Below are 15814 nucleotides of genomic sequence, written 5' to 3'. Positions count from 1 at the left end.
TTTGCGGCGGGTCGCCCGGGCCTTACGCCTGGGGCGGATTGGAACGTTTTTTGACAGAAAGGATCTAGGTGTATCCATGTTTGCAGACAGTGCAAAAATTTTTATTAAATCAGGCAAAGGCGGGGACGGCCATGTGAGCTTCCGCAAGGAGCTGTTCGTACCGGCAGGCGGACCTGACGGCGGGGACGGCGGCAAAGGCGGAGATGTGATCTTTGAGGTGGATCCCGGTTTAAATACCCTGACAGACTTTCGGCATGTAAGGAAATATGCCGCACGAGACGGAGAACAAGGCGGAAAGAAGCGGTGTCACGGCGCCAACGCGGAGAATCTGGTAGTCAAGGTTCCTGAAGGGACCGTTATCAAGGACTTCGAGACCGGCAAGGTCATCGCAGATATGTCCGGTGACAATAAAAGAGAAGTGATCTTACGGGGAGGTAAGGGCGGTCTGGGCAATATGAACTTTGCCACCCCGACCATGCAGGCACCCAAATACGCACAGCCGGGCCAGCCGGGTCATGAGCTTTGGGTGCAGTTGGAGTTAAAGGTGATCGCGGATGTAGGTCTGGTAGGCTTCCCCAATGTCGGAAAGTCCACCCTGCTTTCCCGCGTCTCCAACGCAAAGCCCAAGATCGCCAATTACCATTTCACTACGCTGAATCCCCATCTGGGCGTTGTGGATCTGGACGGCGGAGCGGGCTTTGTCATGGCTGATATTCCGGGACTGATCGAGGGCGCTTCCCAGGGAGTCGGACTTGGACACGATTTCCTGCGTCATATCGAACGGTGCCGCGTGCTGGTGCATGTGGTGGACGCAGCCGGGACTGAAGGACGCGATCCGGTGGCAGATATCCGTGCGATCAATGCGGAGCTTGAGGCATACAATCCGGCTCTCATGGAACGACCGATGGTGATCGCAGCCAACAAGATGGACGCCGTATATCCCGGAGACGAGGACCCGGTAGAGATCCTTCGCAGGGAGTTTGAGCCTCAGGGCATTAAGGTATTCCCCATCTCCGCAGTCAGCGGAAAGGGCGTGAAGGAACTGCTGTACGCAGTCCATGAGCTTTTACAGACAGTGGATCTTGAGCCGGTGATCTTTGAAAAAGAGTTCCAGATCGAGTATGCCGGAGACCGGAACCTGCCTTACACGGTGGAGCGTGACGAGGACGGCGCATTTGTTGTGGAAGGGCCGCGCATCGAAAAGATGCTGGGCTACACCAATTTAGAGTCCGAGAAGGGCTTTGTATTCTTCCAGAATTTCTTAAAAGAGAGCGGTATCCTGGAGGAGTTAGAAGCTGCGGGCATCCAGGAGGGCGATACGGTCCGCATGTACGGGCTGGCGTTTGATTATTACAAATAAGAGGAGAGCAACATGACGAGTAAACAGAGATCTTATCTCAAGGGACTGGCGATGACCATGGACCCCATCTTTCAGATCGGCAAGTCCAGCGTAACGCCGGAGATCACCGCTGCGATCGCGGAAGCCCTTGAGGCGCGGGAACTGATCAAGATCACCGTGCTGAAAAACTGCCTGGATGACGGGCGTTCTATCGCGGAAGTGCTGGCGGAGCGCACCCATTCAGAGGTTGTGCAGGTCATCGGGAAAAAGATCGTCCTTTACAGGCCTGCAAAGGACGAGGCAAAGCGGAAGATCGTGCTGCCAAAATAACAAGTTTGATCATAGATTAAGAAGGAGTGTCTGAGGCCATGGCGGATATCGGTATCATGGGCGGAACGTTTGATCCCATCCACAACGGACACCTGCTCCTTGGAAAGCAGGCTTTTCAGGAATACAATCTGGCTGAGGTGTGGTTCATGCCGTCGGGCAACCCGCCCCATAAGACAGACCACCATGTGACCGATGTGAAAGAACGGTGTGAGATGGTCCGTCTGGCGATCGCGGATTATCCATATTTCAGGTTCTCGGATTTTGAGGCGAGGCGTCCAGGAAACACCTACACGGCACAGACCTTGAGACTGCTTTCAGAGGCGTATCCACAGCATCGTTTCTTTTTCATCATCGGAGCGGATTCCCTATACGAGATCGAGAAGTGGTACCACCCGGAAGAGGTGATGGAGCAGACCACACTTCTGGTTGCAGGGAGGGAGTACGAGGACGCCCGCTGCACCATTGATGAACAGATCGCGGCTTTAAGGGCGAGATATGGAGCGGATATCCGCAGGCTTCACTGTGAGGAGGTGGATATATCCTCCGGGGAACTGCGGGAGATGGAAGCACGCGGTAAAAAAATATTCAAATACGTGCCAGGCCCGGTAGAACAGTATATCGAAGAACACGGCATGTACCGGGAGCAGGCGGAGGCTTATTATGAATGAACAGATCATTACATTTCGAAAGCAGTTAAAGTCCAGACTGGACCCTATGCGCTATGAGCATTCTCTGAGCGTATCGTTTATCTGCGTGGCTCTGGCAATGCGTTACGGATACGATATCGACAAGGCGGAGCTGGCCGGGCTGATGCACGACTGTGCCAAACGTTTTACGGACAACGAGCTGATCGCCCGGTGTGAAAAGCACGGCATTGTGCTGACGGAAGGGCAGTTGAAGGCTCCATCCGTGATCCATGCCAAATACGGCGCATGGATGGCTGAAAACAAATTCGGTATCAAGGATCAGGAGATTCTTTCTGCTATCGGCTGCCACACCACAGGAAAGCCAGGTATGGGGATGTTGGACAAGATCCTGTATATCGCAGACTATATTGAACCGCGGCGGGACAAAGCGGCCAATCTGCCTCAGATGCGGTATCTGGCCTTTCAGGACCTGGACCGGGCCATGTATGAGATCCTGGCAGGCACCCTGGAATATCTAAAGAAAAAAGGCGGCAGCGTAGATCCTGTGACGCAGCAGACCTTTGTATATTTTGAAAAGCTTACCCAGGCAGGGTTACAGAAAGGAGAATGACAATATGGATCAGGCGAAAGAGATGGTAAAACTGGCGATCGGCGCACTGGAGGACAAGAAGGGGGAGGACATCCGTGTGATCGACATCCACGAAGTATCCGTGCTTGCTGATTATTTCCTGATTGCCAGCGGTTCCAATACCAGCCAGGTACAGGCCATGACTGACAATGTAGAGGAAGTCCTGGGCAAAGCGGGTTACCACTGCAGACAGGTGGAGGGCTATCAGAGCGCCAACTGGATCTTGATGGACTACGGCGATATCATTGTCCACGTGTTCTGCAGGGAAGACCGGCTGTTCTATGATCTGGAACGGATCTGGAGAGACGGACGGGTTGTGGAGCTGGATGAATTTAAAAACTGAACATCGCTGTGTTATATTTAAGGGATTCATCATTTCACAGGCAGAAAAAGGCGGGAACCTGATCCGGGGTTCCCGTCTTTTCTGTCTGTCTTTATATCATTATTTATTCCACTGTAACTGATTTTGCCAGATTCCGTGGCTGGTCCACATCCAGATTCTTTCCAATGGAAGCGTAGTAGGCAATAAACTGCAGCGCTACCGCGATCGGAAATACCGTAAAACGATCGTTCACGTCTGGGATTCTGAGGCAGATATCCGCCACCCCTTCATCCACCAGGGAGCTCTCTTTAGTCAGCAGGATCACAAAGGCGCCTCTGGCCCTCACTTCACGGATATTGGATATGGTCTTTGCAAACACATGCTCCTGGGTGGCAATCGCGATCACCGGGACCTGGTCAGAGATCAGTGCTATGGTCCCATGCTTCAGTTCTCCGGCTGCGTAGGCCTCCGCATGGATATAGGATATCTCTTTGAGCTTCAAGGCTCCTTCCAGTGAAAATGCGTAGTCTAACCCCCGTCCGATAAAAAATGCGTCCGGACTCTGGATCAAGTGGGTCACGATCTCTTTTATGAGTTCCTGCTTCGACAACATCATTTCCATGGCAGGTATGGCGTCCAGCAGGTCCGTCAGGAACCCGGCTGCCTGCTGCGGCGTATAACAGCCTCTGACCAGAGCCAGCTTACAGCCTATCATGTAGAGGGCCGCCAGCTGCACCGAGTATGCTTTGGTGCTCGCCACTGCGATCTCCGGACCGGCATGTGTGTAGAGCACATAGTCGCTTTCTCTTGCTATGGTAGACCCCTTCACATTGACAACGGCGAGGGTCGTGGAACCGTACTGCCTGGACAGTCTTAAGGCCGCCAGGGTGTCGATGGTCTCGCCTGACTGGGAAATGATGATGACCAGAGTCTTCTCATCGATCAGGGGTTCCTCATAGCGGAACTCGGATGCGATCGAGACCGTGACCGGAATCCTCAGGATCGGCTCCATCACAGCCCTTGCCACCATACCTGCATGCATAGCCGTCCCACACGCGACAATATGGATCCGGCTGCATGTTTCAAAAATATGGTCGGGGATCTGATCTTCTGTAAAATCCGGCAGTCCTTTGTTCAGGCGTGGCAGGATCGTGTTTTTCATCGCCTCCGGCTGTTCGTGGATCTCTTTCATCATAAAATGAGGAAACCCGTTCTTCATGGCAGCGTCCATATTCCAGTTGACGGTCATGATCTCAGGGTATACCTTGGGAAATCCATCCTCCAGCGCATATACATGGACCTTGTAAGGCGTCAGCTTGACAATATGGTTCTCCGGTACCACGAAGTACTGATTGGTGTAGGGGATCAGGGCTGTCAGGTCCGATGCGATCATGGCACCCGCATGGGTATAGGAGGCCACCAGCGGGCTGACGCTGCGCATGGCGTAGACTGCGCCGGGCTGGTCGTCAAACAGGATACAGAAGCTGTAGGAGCCCTCCAGCAGCCCTTTCAATTCCCGGATTGCCATAAGCGGATCACCAGTATAGATAGCATCCAGAACCCATGCGGCCACCTCGCTGTCCGTCTGGGAGACCAGCCGCCCCGCAAGCCCAAACCGCTCCGTCAGGGCATGATAGTTTTCAATAATACCGTTATGGATCAGAGTTACATTCCCCGCCCGGTGCGGATGGGCATTTTCGTCGGTAACGCCGCCGTGGGTGGCCCATCGGGTATGACCAATACCGCTGTGGGAACCTCCCGTGATATATTCACTGCAGTAATCTTTCAGCGACCTGACCTTCCCCACCTTCTTTGCCAGACAGATGGTTGAATCTTCCATGCAGAGTGCAACTCCTGCACTGTCATACCCACGGTATTCCAGTCCTGACAGTCCCTCCAACAGTACTTTGCGGGCATCCAGCGGCCCTGAATATCCAATAATTCCACACATAATCTCTATTTCCTTTCCATTGTTGGTTTCATAATCTCGATATTTTGAGCAAATAAAAGGGAAGCCATCTTCATAGACAGCCTGAACATCATATCTTCAGTTTTGATTCTGGAAAAACAAGACTCCGGTTATCCTGTCTTTGTTTTGCGGTCACCCGCATATTTATCAGGATATAACACGCCCGGAGCGGGCATGGGAGAGCACCCGCCGAACATTCGATTCTCTCTCCACCTCGTTAACCTTTCTGGCCAAAGCCGCAGGGTGCGGCTGATCACGGACAGCCAAAAGGTGCATGGCGCTTAGCTTTGCTATAGACTTCTGTTCCTCCCTCGCACAGATTGGGTCTATTATAGCCCATGGCCTGTGATTCGTCAATTGTGAAAAATATTCCGGTTTCTTAAGTAAATATTAAAGGTTTGTCTCTGTTTTTCCCTTTTCTTCTATGTTACAATATGATATTGAATAAACTGGAGTAAGGTGTATATACAATGAATTTTGATAAGGATCAAACAGAAGAATCCATGAGACGGTTGGTCCGTTTCATGCTTCGCTATAGAAAGAAATGGGCTGCAGCAGGCCTTATGCTGGTGCTCGGAGCCGGATCGGCAGCAGGCGCCTATTTTTATGTCCCAAACAATATCCAGACGGCCCTGGCGTCCGAAGATGCCCCTGCATTCCCGGACTCAGAGTGGGAGACCGAGACCACGGCAAAGATCGTGATGGAAACTACCGCGGCAGAAGAGGAGTGGAGGCCTACTCCCGGTGAATTGAACCTGGCCCATTTTTTTCCGGAGGGAGCCGACCAGAGTGACATGACAAAAAGCCTGGCAGGAGAGGCATTTAAGATCCTGATGACTCACGATGAGGAATGGATCAGCGGGATCTATGATTTTTCCGATGTGACACCGGCTCAGATGGCTGCACGGCTCGGGAAGTCAGGCAAATCCGTTATGGGGCGTTACAATCCCAAGGACAGCCGCCATGACCTGAAAGATCCCAGTACCTGGACCATCAATACTTTCAAGAATATCCGCATGACTGCGCAGAACGGCGACGGCAATCCCATCACACCGTATTCCAATGTCCTTGAGATCATGTCCATGGCCAACCTGTATACATATTTTAAAGGCGTGGAGGATTACGATCTGTTTCTTTCCTACTCCAAAAATCTCTGGGAGCTTTCCCATTCTTATACGGTCAGCATGAGCGAGGTTTATTACTGCTCCGGCTGCATGAGTGAGGATGCGGAGCGCAAAGAGATGGAGGAACTGGAGGCAGAAGCAAAAGCAGAAGCGCTGGGACTGCCTCTTTATGAATCCTCAGAGTCCTCAGAAAGTGTTTCTGACAGTATAGAAACTGACAGTGACAACAGCGCCGGGGCTTCCACATCTGCCTCAGCCTCAGTCATCCTGGCTGGAAAGACCACAGCAGAGAAAGCATCCGAAGCGGCTGAATCAGAAGCTGAATCAGAGGCGGAAGCGTCCCGAGCGGCGGCGTCCCAAGAAACTGTGCCGGAGAGCACCTCCGGAGTGATCGTTTCGCGGAGAAACTTAAAAGAGACCGCCTCCGCAGTGGAAACTCCTGCAGCAGCCCCGGAAAACACAGAGACGTCTGCGGTAGAATCTGCTTCTGCTGAGGGCAATACGCTGTCTCCGGAAGAAAGCAGCTCAACTGACAGCACATCAGAGGCAACTCCAGCCGACGCTGACGCTTCTGATACTCCATCTGGTGCTGGCGGCGAAATGGAAACAACCGAAACGCTTACAGACTGTCCGGGACACGTCGATCTGGTCATCCATATGAAGATCATTGGACTCGACGAAGAGAACAACCTGTTTGAAATAGACAACATTGGCGGCGACAAAGCCAATTTTGAGGAAGATGGCTGGCAGGGCTGGAACCAGTACACAAAAGCCTCCGCACGTCTTTTGAGCAGCCAGGACTGGTTTGGGAAATATGGTCTTACCGTCTCCTCCATTTCCGCACGCAATCCATTGACAGAAGCGGAGATCGAGGCGTATATGGCACAGCTTCCCCCAGATCTGTCCCAGACGCGGACAGACATTATCCGTTTTGCTTTGAATTCTGTAGGGAGGGTGCCTTATTACTGGGGTGGGAAACCATCTGCCCCCAACTATGCATCCAACAGCTTCGGCGTACTGGTTACGCCGGATTACAAAGGCAGGGTTTACAAAGGACTGGACTGCTCCGGCTGGATCAACTGGGTCTACTGGTCTGTGACCGGAAGGCGCCTGCCCTATGAGAGCACCTCCGGTCTTGCTGTCACCGGAACCAGGATCCAGAGAAATGAATTGCAGCCAGGCGATATCATTGTGCGCACAGGCGCGGACGCCCACGTCATCATGTTCCTGGGCTGGACAGCAGACGGAAAGATAAGATGCATCCATGAGAGCAGCGCGGCCGTCAACAATGTCACAGTTGCGGTCCGTGACGCCAACTGGCAATATTACCGGAAGCTTGTAGATTAATTCTTGAGTTTATTTTGTGGAGAGGAAAACAGTTCATGCGATATGATGATAATCCTTATGAGGATGAGCTTGACCGCCTGCGTGCCAGACGGCAGAGAAAAAAGAACGGGCTGCAGCCTGCGCCCCGCAGAGGAAAGCCTGCATTCCGCGTCTACGACAACGTAGATGATGTGGAATACGACGCAGATGACGACGATATGGATTTTGAGGAGTTCGATCTGGATGAAGACGAAGCCGGCGGACAGGATTACTATGACGATTACGACGATTACGATGGTTACGATGAGGAAGATGAGATTTCTGCGCCTTCCTTTCGGGAGAAACGCGGAACCATACGCGGCGGCAGGAACATGGCTGCCAGTCCTGTGAAAAAGGAAAATCCCCTGCGGCAGAAAAAAGTCCAGCCAGGTACCGCAAAGAACCGGCAGAACGCCTCTGCCCAGAGCGGTAAAAAGAGGAAGAAGAAAAAGGGGTTTTTAAAGGCGCTCCTTCTGGCTGCTGTGATCTTTGCCGGATACCTTACATTCCAGTGGGTCCGCGATGACAGCTATTGGACCATCGCCGTATATGGTGTGGATTCCCGTGACGGCAATGTAGGAAAAGGCGCACTGTCCGATGTGGAAATGCTCTGCAGCATCAACAAAAAGACCGGTGAGATCCGTCTGGTCTCAGTATTCCGCGACAGTTACTTAAGGATTGACCAGAAAGATGACTACGACAAGATCAATGAAGCTTATTTCAAGGGGGGCCACAAACAGGCCACAGACGCCCTCCGTGACAATTTAGACCTTCAGATAGACGATTATGCCACATTCAACTGGAAAGCCGTTGTAGACGCCATAAACGTGCTTGGCGGGGTGGATATCGAGATCACGGACAAAGAATTTGCTTATATCAACTCCTTCATCACCGAGACCGTCAATTCCACAGGCGTCGGCTCTGTACAGCTTGATCACGGCGGCATGAACCATTTAGACGGAGTCCAGGCGGTGGCCTATGCAAGGCTCAGGCTGATGGACACGGATTTCAACCGTACCGAACGCCAGCGCAAGGTACTGGGACAAGCTATGGAAAAGGCCAAAAATGCAGATTTCAATACCTTAAAGACACTGGTGGGAGCGGTATATCCGCAGATTTCCACCAGCGTAGGGGTAGACGATCTGATCGGCATGGCTAAGAATGCCAAAAAGTATTATATCGGACAGACCTCCGGATTCCCATTTTCCCATCAGGAAATGAAGATCGGAAAAAAGTCCTGTGTCATACCTACTACGTTAGAGAGCAATGTGGTGCAGCTCCATAGTTTTCTTTATGACAATGCTCAGTACGTGCCTTCTGCTGATGTAAAAAAGATCAGCGCTCATATTGCAGAGGTCAGCGGCCTGGGAGATCCAGGCAAAGATTTGGAATCCGGCAAGAACATCGGCACAGAGGGCAACAGCGGAGGCGGACAGGGAAGCGGACAGCAACCTCAGACTCAGGCACCTGCGCCTCCCAGTGAAACAGCCCCTCCGGAGACAGAATCCGAGACTGCAGAGAGCGAGACAGAACCGGAAAGCAGCACGGAAACGGAATCCACCGAGCCAACAGTCGAACCATTGGAAACCGAAGAAGAGACACAGCAGACTTCAGGTATTATTGAACAGCCGACGGTGGAAGAAGGAGGTCCCCATCAGACAGGGCCGGGAGTAGACAATGGCGGCAGTAGCGAAACTTCCGAGACTCCTGGAACAACTGAAACTCCAGAACATACCACCGGCTCTTTGGAAGGGCCAGGACAGGGCGGCAGCACAACTGAGGAACAGGGGCCTGGCGTATAGAAACAGATATGGATGTATATATGTGTAGACGCAGCGACTAGTTCACATAATATTTTTATGTGAACTAGTCGCTATAAAACAACTGAATAGATTACTTTTTCAGCAAAGTGCAAGTCCCCCTGGTCCCTGTTGATGCCAGGATAACAGACTGATGCGGAAATCAGATTCCTCTGAGTGATTACGTTTGTCAGAAAACGAGCGCGATAGAAGGTTGAGATCGTATTTTATATTTGTATGGGTTCATGTGGTCTATGGCAGGAGCGTTTTTCAACTATTCGCGAAAGAATAGTTTAACGAAAAGTTGAATAAGTCTTATAGGGCTACCAAGGGGTTTTCCCCCTGGTAGCCTTTTTGATTCTTTGGAGGTGATGTTTTGAAAAGAAAATTATATCGTATGTTTTGTGTTGTACTATCTGCTCTTTTGCTTGTGTTTACCCCGGTTTCTGATGTGCTTTCTATTCCTTCCGGCAAAATAAAGTCCCATGCTTTTGCCATAGCAATTCCTGCTGGTATTGCCGCTTATGAACTTGTACAATATGCGCTTATTACTGTTGCTACTGCGGCTGGTGTTTATGGTCTTACTCAAGCTGACTGGGACAGGATTATCTGGGAGTTTAGGCGATCTATGTGGCGAGGTACAAATATGGGGTCTGTTGAGGCTTGGTCTGAAAGTCTTATTTCTGCAAAGGATATCTATTATGATGATGGCTCAATGAGGAATATTCTTATTGATTATGCCATGACTGATCTTGTTAGCAATTTTAGTTATGCTGTTGGTACTGCTTGTCCTGATTATGATTTGTCAGATTTGCCTTCTCTTGATTTTGATGATACTGAAACTATTGATAATACTGCCGAAATAATGGATAAGTATTTTGACTATATAATTAATCTATCTGATCCTATTAATACAGATGAACAATTACGCATGGAATTAGAACAGATGCTTCAGGATTTAATTGATCAAATAAAAGATTCTTTTGACCAAGCTGGTGGGCATTTAGAGGAACCAGAACCACATAGTGCACAGAATGAACTAAATCAGGCTATTTGTGATTATTTTAACTATATTGTCCATGCATTTGAGGCTAATAGCACGTTTTATCAACCTGATAATAATAAGTTTAATGTACATGTTTCGGATTATATCTCTACAGAGTGGCTAGACTTTTTGAAATCAAAAGGTTTTGTATCGTTAGCCTCTGATCCTTCCGCCACTACTGCGGTTTCTGTTGCTTATGAAGCGTATGATGTGTATACGTTCTATGGACTTGAAAACTGCCTTGATATTACAGATTTTTTGTTTCCAAATGGTAGTAAAGCTAAATTCTTCTACGGCTATCCGTTTGGCTACCAATACGATGAGCTTCATTCTATTTATGAACCTCAACCATCGGCTGTTAATCGGCTTAATTCAAGCTTTTCTAGCTGGTATTCGAAACGTGGTGAAAGTATAACCGCTTTTGATACATCAATTACTTTTACTTGGAATGGGTCTCAATGGGTCAGTAGTCCCGTATCTCGTTCTTTTGATATTTATGCGCCATATAACGATGACGGCACACTTAAATTCGATATTAATGGAAAACTGATTCTTACGTTTGACCGATGGTATCAACCTTCCCATGGTAGTTCTATTACATATTCGTTGTCACCTTCAATGGATACCTTTTTTTCTGGAAATATCAAATTTGTAAAAGACGGCGTTACTTATGGGTCAGCTGATTTTATTGATAAAAAAGTTGGTAATGCTTATGTGAATCCTGCCAAGTCTATTGATAGTTTACCGCTTCAGGAGGACGGATCGATAAAGATATACCCCTCTCCCGACTTAGCTACTTCAATTGGACAGGTAATGACTGCTGTCGATGCCGCTGTTGATGCGGGGGCAGATTTATCTTCTGCACCTGTTGTAAATCTCGATACGGTTACGCAACCACTGTTTACGCCCTCCATTAATCCTTCACCGAAGCCTGACCCCGATCCGGTTCCTGATCCCGACCCAATGCCCGATCCCGACCCGGCACCTGACCCCGATCCAATGCCTGATCCCGACCCGGCACCTGACCCCGATCCAGACCCCTCCGACCATCCCGAGGGCTGGGGCATTCTAGATAAGATTCTTGCCGCGATAAAGGCTATTCCCGGTCAGATTGCAGACTTTTTTACATTTGACCCCTCGGCTATTTCCGACGCTTTTGACGGTCTTAAAGAGGCTTTGGCAAGTCGTTTTGAGGTATTAACTGAATTTGGCGCGATCTTTGATAATGTTTCTTATACGCTTGAAAATACTCCGGCAGTCATCACGTTCCGCGTCCCTCCTGATCTGGTTCCATACTTTGGCACTGATGAAGTCGTTGCAATGGATTTAAGGGACTACAGCGATTATTGCGCTTTAGTTCGCTCTATCCTTGTTTGTCTTCTGTGGCTTGGTTTTGCTTTCTCATTGCTTGACATGTTCGATGTTAAGTTCCATGTGGGTTAGGGGGTAAATATGACAGATATTATTGTGAATCTTTTAAGTTGGCTTTCCAGTTGTATCTATACCTATTTTCCGGCTATTACAGTAGGTGACGGTGCCTTGTCAAAAGCGGTTGATGCGGTTGCTTATTTGGCGGATTTGGTGGCTAGGATGAATTGGATTTTCCCCGTTCCTGATGCGTTTTTGATTCTTAGTATCCTTTTTGGCATTAAGCTTGCCAAGATTGTTATATTCGTTGTGAACTGGATTGTCCGTCGCATATTTGATTTGATTCCATAGGAGGTATGTATGAAAAAGAGAAAAAAGAAAGCCCCTGTAGCACTTCCCCTCCTTGAGGAAAAAGCCCTGTACTTCAGCCGCCATAAGAGCATTAGAAAGCGTAAGAAATGGTACAAAGAGCACTACCCAAAGCGGTATATTGCCGCCCGGTTTAACTCTTATGCCCGCGCCCTTAGAAAGCCCGAGAAGTTACCCAAGATGATTGATTTTGCCCGGTGGGTGTTGATTGACTTTTTTGAGTTAAAGGCACGTAAGTTCTGGGGTGTCTATCAGTACGTTGCTATGCCCGGAGAGGGAAAGACCCTCTCTATGGTCGCTCATATTGAACGGGAGATTAAGCATTGGGGGCGTGAGGCTATCTATATTGCTACGAACTTTTACTACGCCCGTGAGGATACCCAGATACGTGATTGGCCCGACATTATAGAAGCGGCCCGGTACGCAAAGAAGAAAAAACTCCTCTGCATCATAGCCATTGACGAGATCCACATCGGGATTGGCTCGGATGCCCGCACTTTCCCACAACCTCTGCGTGCTCTGCTCTCCTTCAACCGGAAATACAACATGGAATTCCTCTGCTCTGCGCAAGTCTATGAGGATATCCCTACGGCTGTCAGGAGGGTGGGCAACTATGTGGTCATTTGTGAAAATACTCTTGGCCTCGACCGTCACTTCACAAACAGGTTCTACACCAAGGCGAAATATGATTCCAAGTTCAGCGGTAAGCGTAAGGATTGCGACATGATATACACCTACGTTGCGGACGATAACCTGTACTCCCTCTACGATACAAGCCGTCAGGTGGAACGCATGAGCGAGGACGCAACCAAGGAGAAGAACAAGCGTATGCAGGCGTTTGAGCTTCTGTTTGGCGAGGGGGGCGCGGAGCAAGGAGCGGAGTGACGCCCGACGCGCACACATCGCCAAACAGGGGCGAATAAGCCAGAGACAGCGAGTGACTGTCTCTGGTGGTGATAAATGGATTCTGGAGGTATATTTTATGGAACTAGCTGTTTCAAACTTTTTTGCGTCTATATTGGCGTGGTTATTTCTTGTTTTGGGACCTATGTTTTTTGTCTATATTCATTGGATTGGTGATTGTTTTATCGGTCGTCCATGGTCTCTCCGCCACTATGTATTTAATTATTTTCTCATTGCCTTAACAATGAATTGTGTATTCCTTGTTCAATTTCCGGAACTGCGATATTTGGTATTTCATTTGTTTACACATGCAATGGACTTCCTACAATTTTGTAAACAAGATGGGTTAAGTGCTCTAAAATTATCCTGTAAAGTCCTGTGGAACCTATTAAAATTACAATCAAGAATAATAGAGTTCTTACTCCCCAGTGTACCGCACTTCTATAATGGTATCCGTCATATTTGGATGTAATATCTCCTGTTATTTCGTATGCAATTGTATATAAGATTTTGTCAATTGCATAACAAATTCCAGAACCAACAAATACACTGATAAGTTGCTCCCATGGGTCTTTGAAGTTTATTTCTATAGAAAACCAAGCGTTTAGTAGGAAGTATATTAGCCAAAAGATAAAATCCATGCTACTCCTCCGGCTTTTCTGACATGTAACCCATATCCCGGTTTATGAGGTCTTTGATGTAACCGCTCATCTTTGTATACCCCTGTTGTTTCATGTGCTCTACTATCGCGGAGTATTCTTCTTCTCGGATGTAGACTTTAACAGTTTTGTATGCTTCTTTGATGTATTCTCTTACGTACTCGTTCCTATCTGTTTTGTTCATATGCGCCTCCGCGTTTAGGCCTAAACAATTTGCACAACACTTAGGCCTAAACTTTGTGTAATATGCCAATGGTGTTTAGGCCTAAACTTTGATATAATAGATTCGTAAGGTAAGATATGATTTACCTTACAGATACAAGGATACCCATAGCAACAAGAACGGAATCCCGTAGTAGTGAGAATGGGTCTAGTATCTCAAGATAAGTATAACATGCACTATTAAGGTTTGGAAAGGGGAATTTGAAATGGAAAACAAGAAAATGACAAATGAGGAAATCTTACATGTTATTCGTTCGGCAACTAAAAAAGCGTGGGTGCGGAGTACTTGTGATATTATGACTTTTGGTTCTTCTTCTGAAATTGCGAGACGTTCTGTTTCTAATTGGAAAGCGCTTGATGATGTTTGTTGCGAACTTGGAATTGAGTATTAATAATAATGGTTGAGGGGGTTTAACCGCCCTCTCCCCTTTAACGGAATGTAGTTTAGTGGTAAAACAGCGGTGCACACCATAAAACAGGGTATGCAAGTCGCGGGTTCGATTCCTGCCATTCCGATTCGCTCAAAGAGCGTAATACAGGTTCTTGTCGAGTAAAAGCCTCCGCATGACACAAACGGCGACGAAATTTAGGCTCCTGTACTATAATGTAGCGGTTGTTGTGGGTGCATCGGAAACCCTCGGTGTAAGCGATAGTTATTAGGCGTTGTTCATGCCGTTGTGAAACGTTCGTGAGGGATTCCGTGATAATCATATCCGTTGATGGAAACGCCGGATATGCCACCTTGACAACTGAATAAGCCCTATAAGAAAGAGAGGAAGAAAGAATGAAAGCAAAGTTAGTAGGTATTCAGAAGTTGGACTATGTAAAAAGGGATGGGAAACAGGTTAAAGGAACAAGCTTACACACCATTCATGATGGACGTGAGGGCATGGTTGGCCAGCAGGTAGAAACTTTCTGGATCTCTGATTCTTACCCGGTGGCATCCGTTGCGAGCTTAAAGCCCGGCATGAACATTGACGTTCAGTACAATAAATTTGGCGGTGTTGATGATGTTATCATCCTGTAACCTCGTACTGCTCTCTACAGTGTTCGCGACTGGTTCCGATGCCCTTCCTGATGAGATTGATTTAATCAATGACTTGGGCGGGGAGCTGGCTGATATCGATTTAGCCGCACTGTATGCACAACTTACGGTTACAAATGAACGGCTCCGTGATATCATGATTGCAATTTATCTGTTCCTTGGAGTGATTGTATTCATCTTCACCTTGCATTTCATTTCTAACATATTCAAAAACATATCATAAAAAGGAGGATTTTGTTATGCGTAAACTTATCGAAAAGGCTAAGGCTCTTGCTGTTCCTGCATCCACCGCCGTTATGCTTGCCGTTCCGACCATGAGTGCTTGGGCTGCGGAAGCTGGTGCTGATGTTGTGGACTTCAACACGATCGCGGGTGAAGGGATTGCCAAGACTGTAACGATCTTCGGTATCATCCTTGCCGCTTTTGCTGGTGGCGCGGTTGGTATTGCGGCATCTAACGTTGGTGTCCAGTACATCATCAAAAAGATTAACGGTCTTCGTCAGGTCGGCTGACGATTCCGGTATTTCTTTCCTCGGAGGGCGGTTATATACTGCCCTCTTTTTGGTATGTTTGATTTGCGAACAGGTTTTCACAAACCTAGCACCGGGTGCCCTCCGGGCGGTGCTGTCTACCCTGTCCTTAGTGGCTGGTACTCTCCTGCCCTCTGGTCTGTGATCGTG

The 15814-nt window shown here is 48.6% G+C and carries 16 protein-coding genes and 1 tRNA gene; 14 read left to right on the top strand and 3 right to left on the bottom strand.

Going from position 1 to position 15814, the window contains the following annotated elements; translation table 11 throughout:
* The first annotated feature begins 76 nt into the window (after positions 1–76).
* From obgE to rsfS, 5 genes are read left to right on the top strand one after another with little or no spacing between them, the layout of a single operon-like run.
* Entirely contained in the window at positions 77–1360 is a 1284-nt protein-coding gene (gene obgE / locus AB1I67_RS15010) for a GTPase ObgE (protein WP_367030676.1), read from the top strand.
* Between the two features lie 12 nt (positions 1361–1372).
* Positions 1373–1669 (top strand): ribosome assembly RNA-binding protein YhbY, encoded by a 297-nt coding sequence (gene yhbY, locus AB1I67_RS15005; RefSeq protein WP_367030675.1) that lies wholly within the window; start codon positions 1373–1375, stop codon positions 1667–1669.
* A gap of 38 nt (positions 1670–1707) precedes the next feature.
* Positions 1708–2337 carry a nicotinate-nucleotide adenylyltransferase gene (nadD, locus tag AB1I67_RS15000; protein WP_367030674.1) on the top strand — a complete coding sequence of 210 codons (630 nt, stop codon included), beginning with the start codon at positions 1708–1710 and terminating at the stop codon, positions 2335–2337.
* A complete protein-coding gene (gene yqeK, locus AB1I67_RS14995; protein ID WP_367030673.1) occupies positions 2330–2926 on the top strand; it encodes a bis(5'-nucleosyl)-tetraphosphatase (symmetrical) YqeK in 597 nt (198 codons plus the stop codon). Before nadD ends, yqeK begins: the two co-directional genes overlap by 8 nt.
* A 4-nt stretch (positions 2927–2930) precedes the next feature.
* A complete protein-coding gene (rsfS, locus tag AB1I67_RS14990) occupies positions 2931–3287 on the top strand; it encodes a ribosome silencing factor (protein ID WP_367030672.1) in 357 nt (118 codons plus the stop codon).
* Between the two features lie 103 nt (positions 3288–3390).
* On the opposite strand, the gene glmS is transcribed toward rsfS, so the two are convergent.
* Positions 3391–5217 carry a glutamine--fructose-6-phosphate transaminase (isomerizing) gene (glmS, locus tag AB1I67_RS14985; RefSeq protein WP_367030671.1) on the bottom strand — a complete coding sequence of 609 codons (1827 nt, stop codon included), beginning with the start codon at positions 5215–5217 and terminating at the stop codon, positions 3391–3393.
* Between the two features lie 488 nt (positions 5218–5705).
* Between glmS and AB1I67_RS14980 the strand changes: the two genes are divergently transcribed.
* The 5 genes from AB1I67_RS14980 (at position 5706) to AB1I67_RS14960 (ending at position 13190) form a co-directional block, all read left to right on the top strand.
* Positions 5706–7706, top strand: coding sequence for an NlpC/P60 family protein (locus tag AB1I67_RS14980; protein WP_367030670.1), 2001 nt, complete (start codon positions 5706–5708; stop codon positions 7704–7706).
* 35 nt (positions 7707–7741) lie between these two features.
* A complete protein-coding gene (locus tag AB1I67_RS14975) occupies positions 7742–9526 on the top strand; it encodes an LCP family protein (RefSeq protein WP_367030669.1) in 1785 nt (594 codons plus the stop codon).
* 373 nt (positions 9527–9899) lie between these two features.
* Positions 9900–12011 carry a hypothetical protein gene (locus AB1I67_RS14970; protein ID WP_367030668.1) on the top strand — a complete coding sequence of 704 codons (2112 nt, stop codon included), beginning with the start codon at positions 9900–9902 and terminating at the stop codon, positions 12009–12011.
* 9 nt (positions 12012–12020) lie between these two features.
* The gene (locus AB1I67_RS14965) at positions 12021–12287 is read left to right on the top strand and encodes a hypothetical protein (protein WP_367030667.1); all 267 of its coding nucleotides are present in this window, start codon (positions 12021–12023) and stop codon (positions 12285–12287) included.
* Positions 12288–12296: 9 nt separating this feature from the next.
* Positions 12297–13190: a hypothetical protein gene (locus AB1I67_RS14960; RefSeq protein WP_367030666.1), complete on the top strand. Its 894-nt coding sequence runs from the start codon at positions 12297–12299 to the stop codon at positions 13188–13190.
* Positions 13191–13510: 320 nt separating this feature from the next.
* Here AB1I67_RS14960 and AB1I67_RS14955 read toward each other — a convergent pair whose 3' ends face one another.
* Complete coding sequence (locus AB1I67_RS14955) at positions 13511–13849, bottom strand: hypothetical protein (RefSeq protein ID WP_367030665.1); 339 nt, start codon at positions 13847–13849, stop codon at positions 13511–13513.
* Between the two features lies 1 nt (position 13850).
* Positions 13851–14051 (bottom strand): hypothetical protein, encoded by a 201-nt coding sequence (locus AB1I67_RS14950; protein WP_367030664.1) that lies wholly within the window; start codon positions 14049–14051, stop codon positions 13851–13853.
* Between the two features lie 244 nt (positions 14052–14295).
* On the opposite strand from AB1I67_RS14950, the gene AB1I67_RS14945 reads away from it, so the two are divergent.
* The 4 genes from AB1I67_RS14945 to AB1I67_RS14930 all read left to right on the top strand — a co-directional run bounded on the left by AB1I67_RS14945 (position 14296) and on the right by AB1I67_RS14930 (position 15646).
* The gene (locus tag AB1I67_RS14945; RefSeq protein ID WP_367030663.1) at positions 14296–14481 is read left to right on the top strand and encodes a hypothetical protein; all 186 of its coding nucleotides are present in this window, start codon (positions 14296–14298) and stop codon (positions 14479–14481) included.
* 41 nt (positions 14482–14522) lie between these two features.
* Positions 14523–14605, top strand: a tRNA-Phe gene (locus AB1I67_RS14940).
* Between the two features lie 268 nt (positions 14606–14873).
* Positions 14874–15116: a hypothetical protein gene (locus tag AB1I67_RS14935; RefSeq protein ID WP_367030662.1), complete on the top strand. Its 243-nt coding sequence runs from the start codon at positions 14874–14876 to the stop codon at positions 15114–15116.
* 257 nt (positions 15117–15373) lie between these two features.
* Positions 15374–15646, top strand: a complete 273-nt coding sequence (locus tag AB1I67_RS14930; RefSeq protein ID WP_367030661.1) for a hypothetical protein — start codon at positions 15374–15376, stop codon at positions 15644–15646.
* The last annotated feature ends 168 nt before the right edge of the window (positions 15647–15814 follow it).

Origin of the sequence: Clostridium sp. AN503, from assembly GCF_040719375.1 — a bacterium.
Lineage (GTDB): Bacteria > Bacillota > Clostridia > Lachnospirales > Lachnospiraceae > Brotaphodocola.
This window is presented reverse-complemented; position numbering and strand designations above follow the sequence as displayed.

What these genes read in the sequence shown, in the direction of transcription:
- obgE (WP_367030676.1), top strand. Translation starts at nt 77, where the DNA reads ATGTTTGCAGACAGTGCAAAAATTTTTATTAAATCAGGCAAAGGCGGG.
- yhbY (WP_367030675.1), top strand. Translation starts at nt 1,373, where the DNA reads ATGACGAGTAAACAGAGATCTTATCTCAAGGGACTGGCGATGACCATG.
- nadD (WP_367030674.1), top strand. Translation starts at nt 1,708, where the DNA reads ATGGCGGATATCGGTATCATGGGCGGAACGTTTGATCCCATCCACAAC.
- yqeK (WP_367030673.1), top strand. Translation starts at nt 2,330, where the DNA reads ATGAATGAACAGATCATTACATTTCGAAAGCAGTTAAAGTCCAGACTG.
- rsfS (WP_367030672.1), top strand. Translation starts at nt 2,931, where the DNA reads ATGGATCAGGCGAAAGAGATGGTAAAACTGGCGATCGGCGCACTGGAG.
- glmS (WP_367030671.1), bottom strand. Translation starts at nt 5,217, where the DNA reads ATGTGTGGAATTATTGGATATTCAGGGCCGCTGGATGCCCGCAAAGTA.
- AB1I67_RS14980 (WP_367030670.1), top strand. Translation starts at nt 5,706, where the DNA reads ATGAATTTTGATAAGGATCAAACAGAAGAATCCATGAGACGGTTGGTC.
- AB1I67_RS14975 (WP_367030669.1), top strand. Translation starts at nt 7,742, where the DNA reads ATGCGATATGATGATAATCCTTATGAGGATGAGCTTGACCGCCTGCGT.
- AB1I67_RS14965 (WP_367030667.1), top strand. Translation starts at nt 12,021, where the DNA reads ATGACAGATATTATTGTGAATCTTTTAAGTTGGCTTTCCAGTTGTATC.
- AB1I67_RS14960 (WP_367030666.1), top strand. Translation starts at nt 12,297, where the DNA reads ATGAAAAAGAGAAAAAAGAAAGCCCCTGTAGCACTTCCCCTCCTTGAG.
- AB1I67_RS14955 (WP_367030665.1), bottom strand. Translation starts at nt 13,849, where the DNA reads ATGGATTTTATCTTTTGGCTAATATACTTCCTACTAAACGCTTGGTTT.
- AB1I67_RS14950 (WP_367030664.1), bottom strand. Translation starts at nt 14,051, where the DNA reads ATGAACAAAACAGATAGGAACGAGTACGTAAGAGAATACATCAAAGAA.
- AB1I67_RS14945 (WP_367030663.1), top strand. Translation starts at nt 14,296, where the DNA reads ATGGAAAACAAGAAAATGACAAATGAGGAAATCTTACATGTTATTCGT.
- AB1I67_RS14935 (WP_367030662.1), top strand. Translation starts at nt 14,874, where the DNA reads ATGAAAGCAAAGTTAGTAGGTATTCAGAAGTTGGACTATGTAAAAAGG.
- AB1I67_RS14930 (WP_367030661.1), top strand. Translation starts at nt 15,374, where the DNA reads ATGCGTAAACTTATCGAAAAGGCTAAGGCTCTTGCTGTTCCTGCATCC.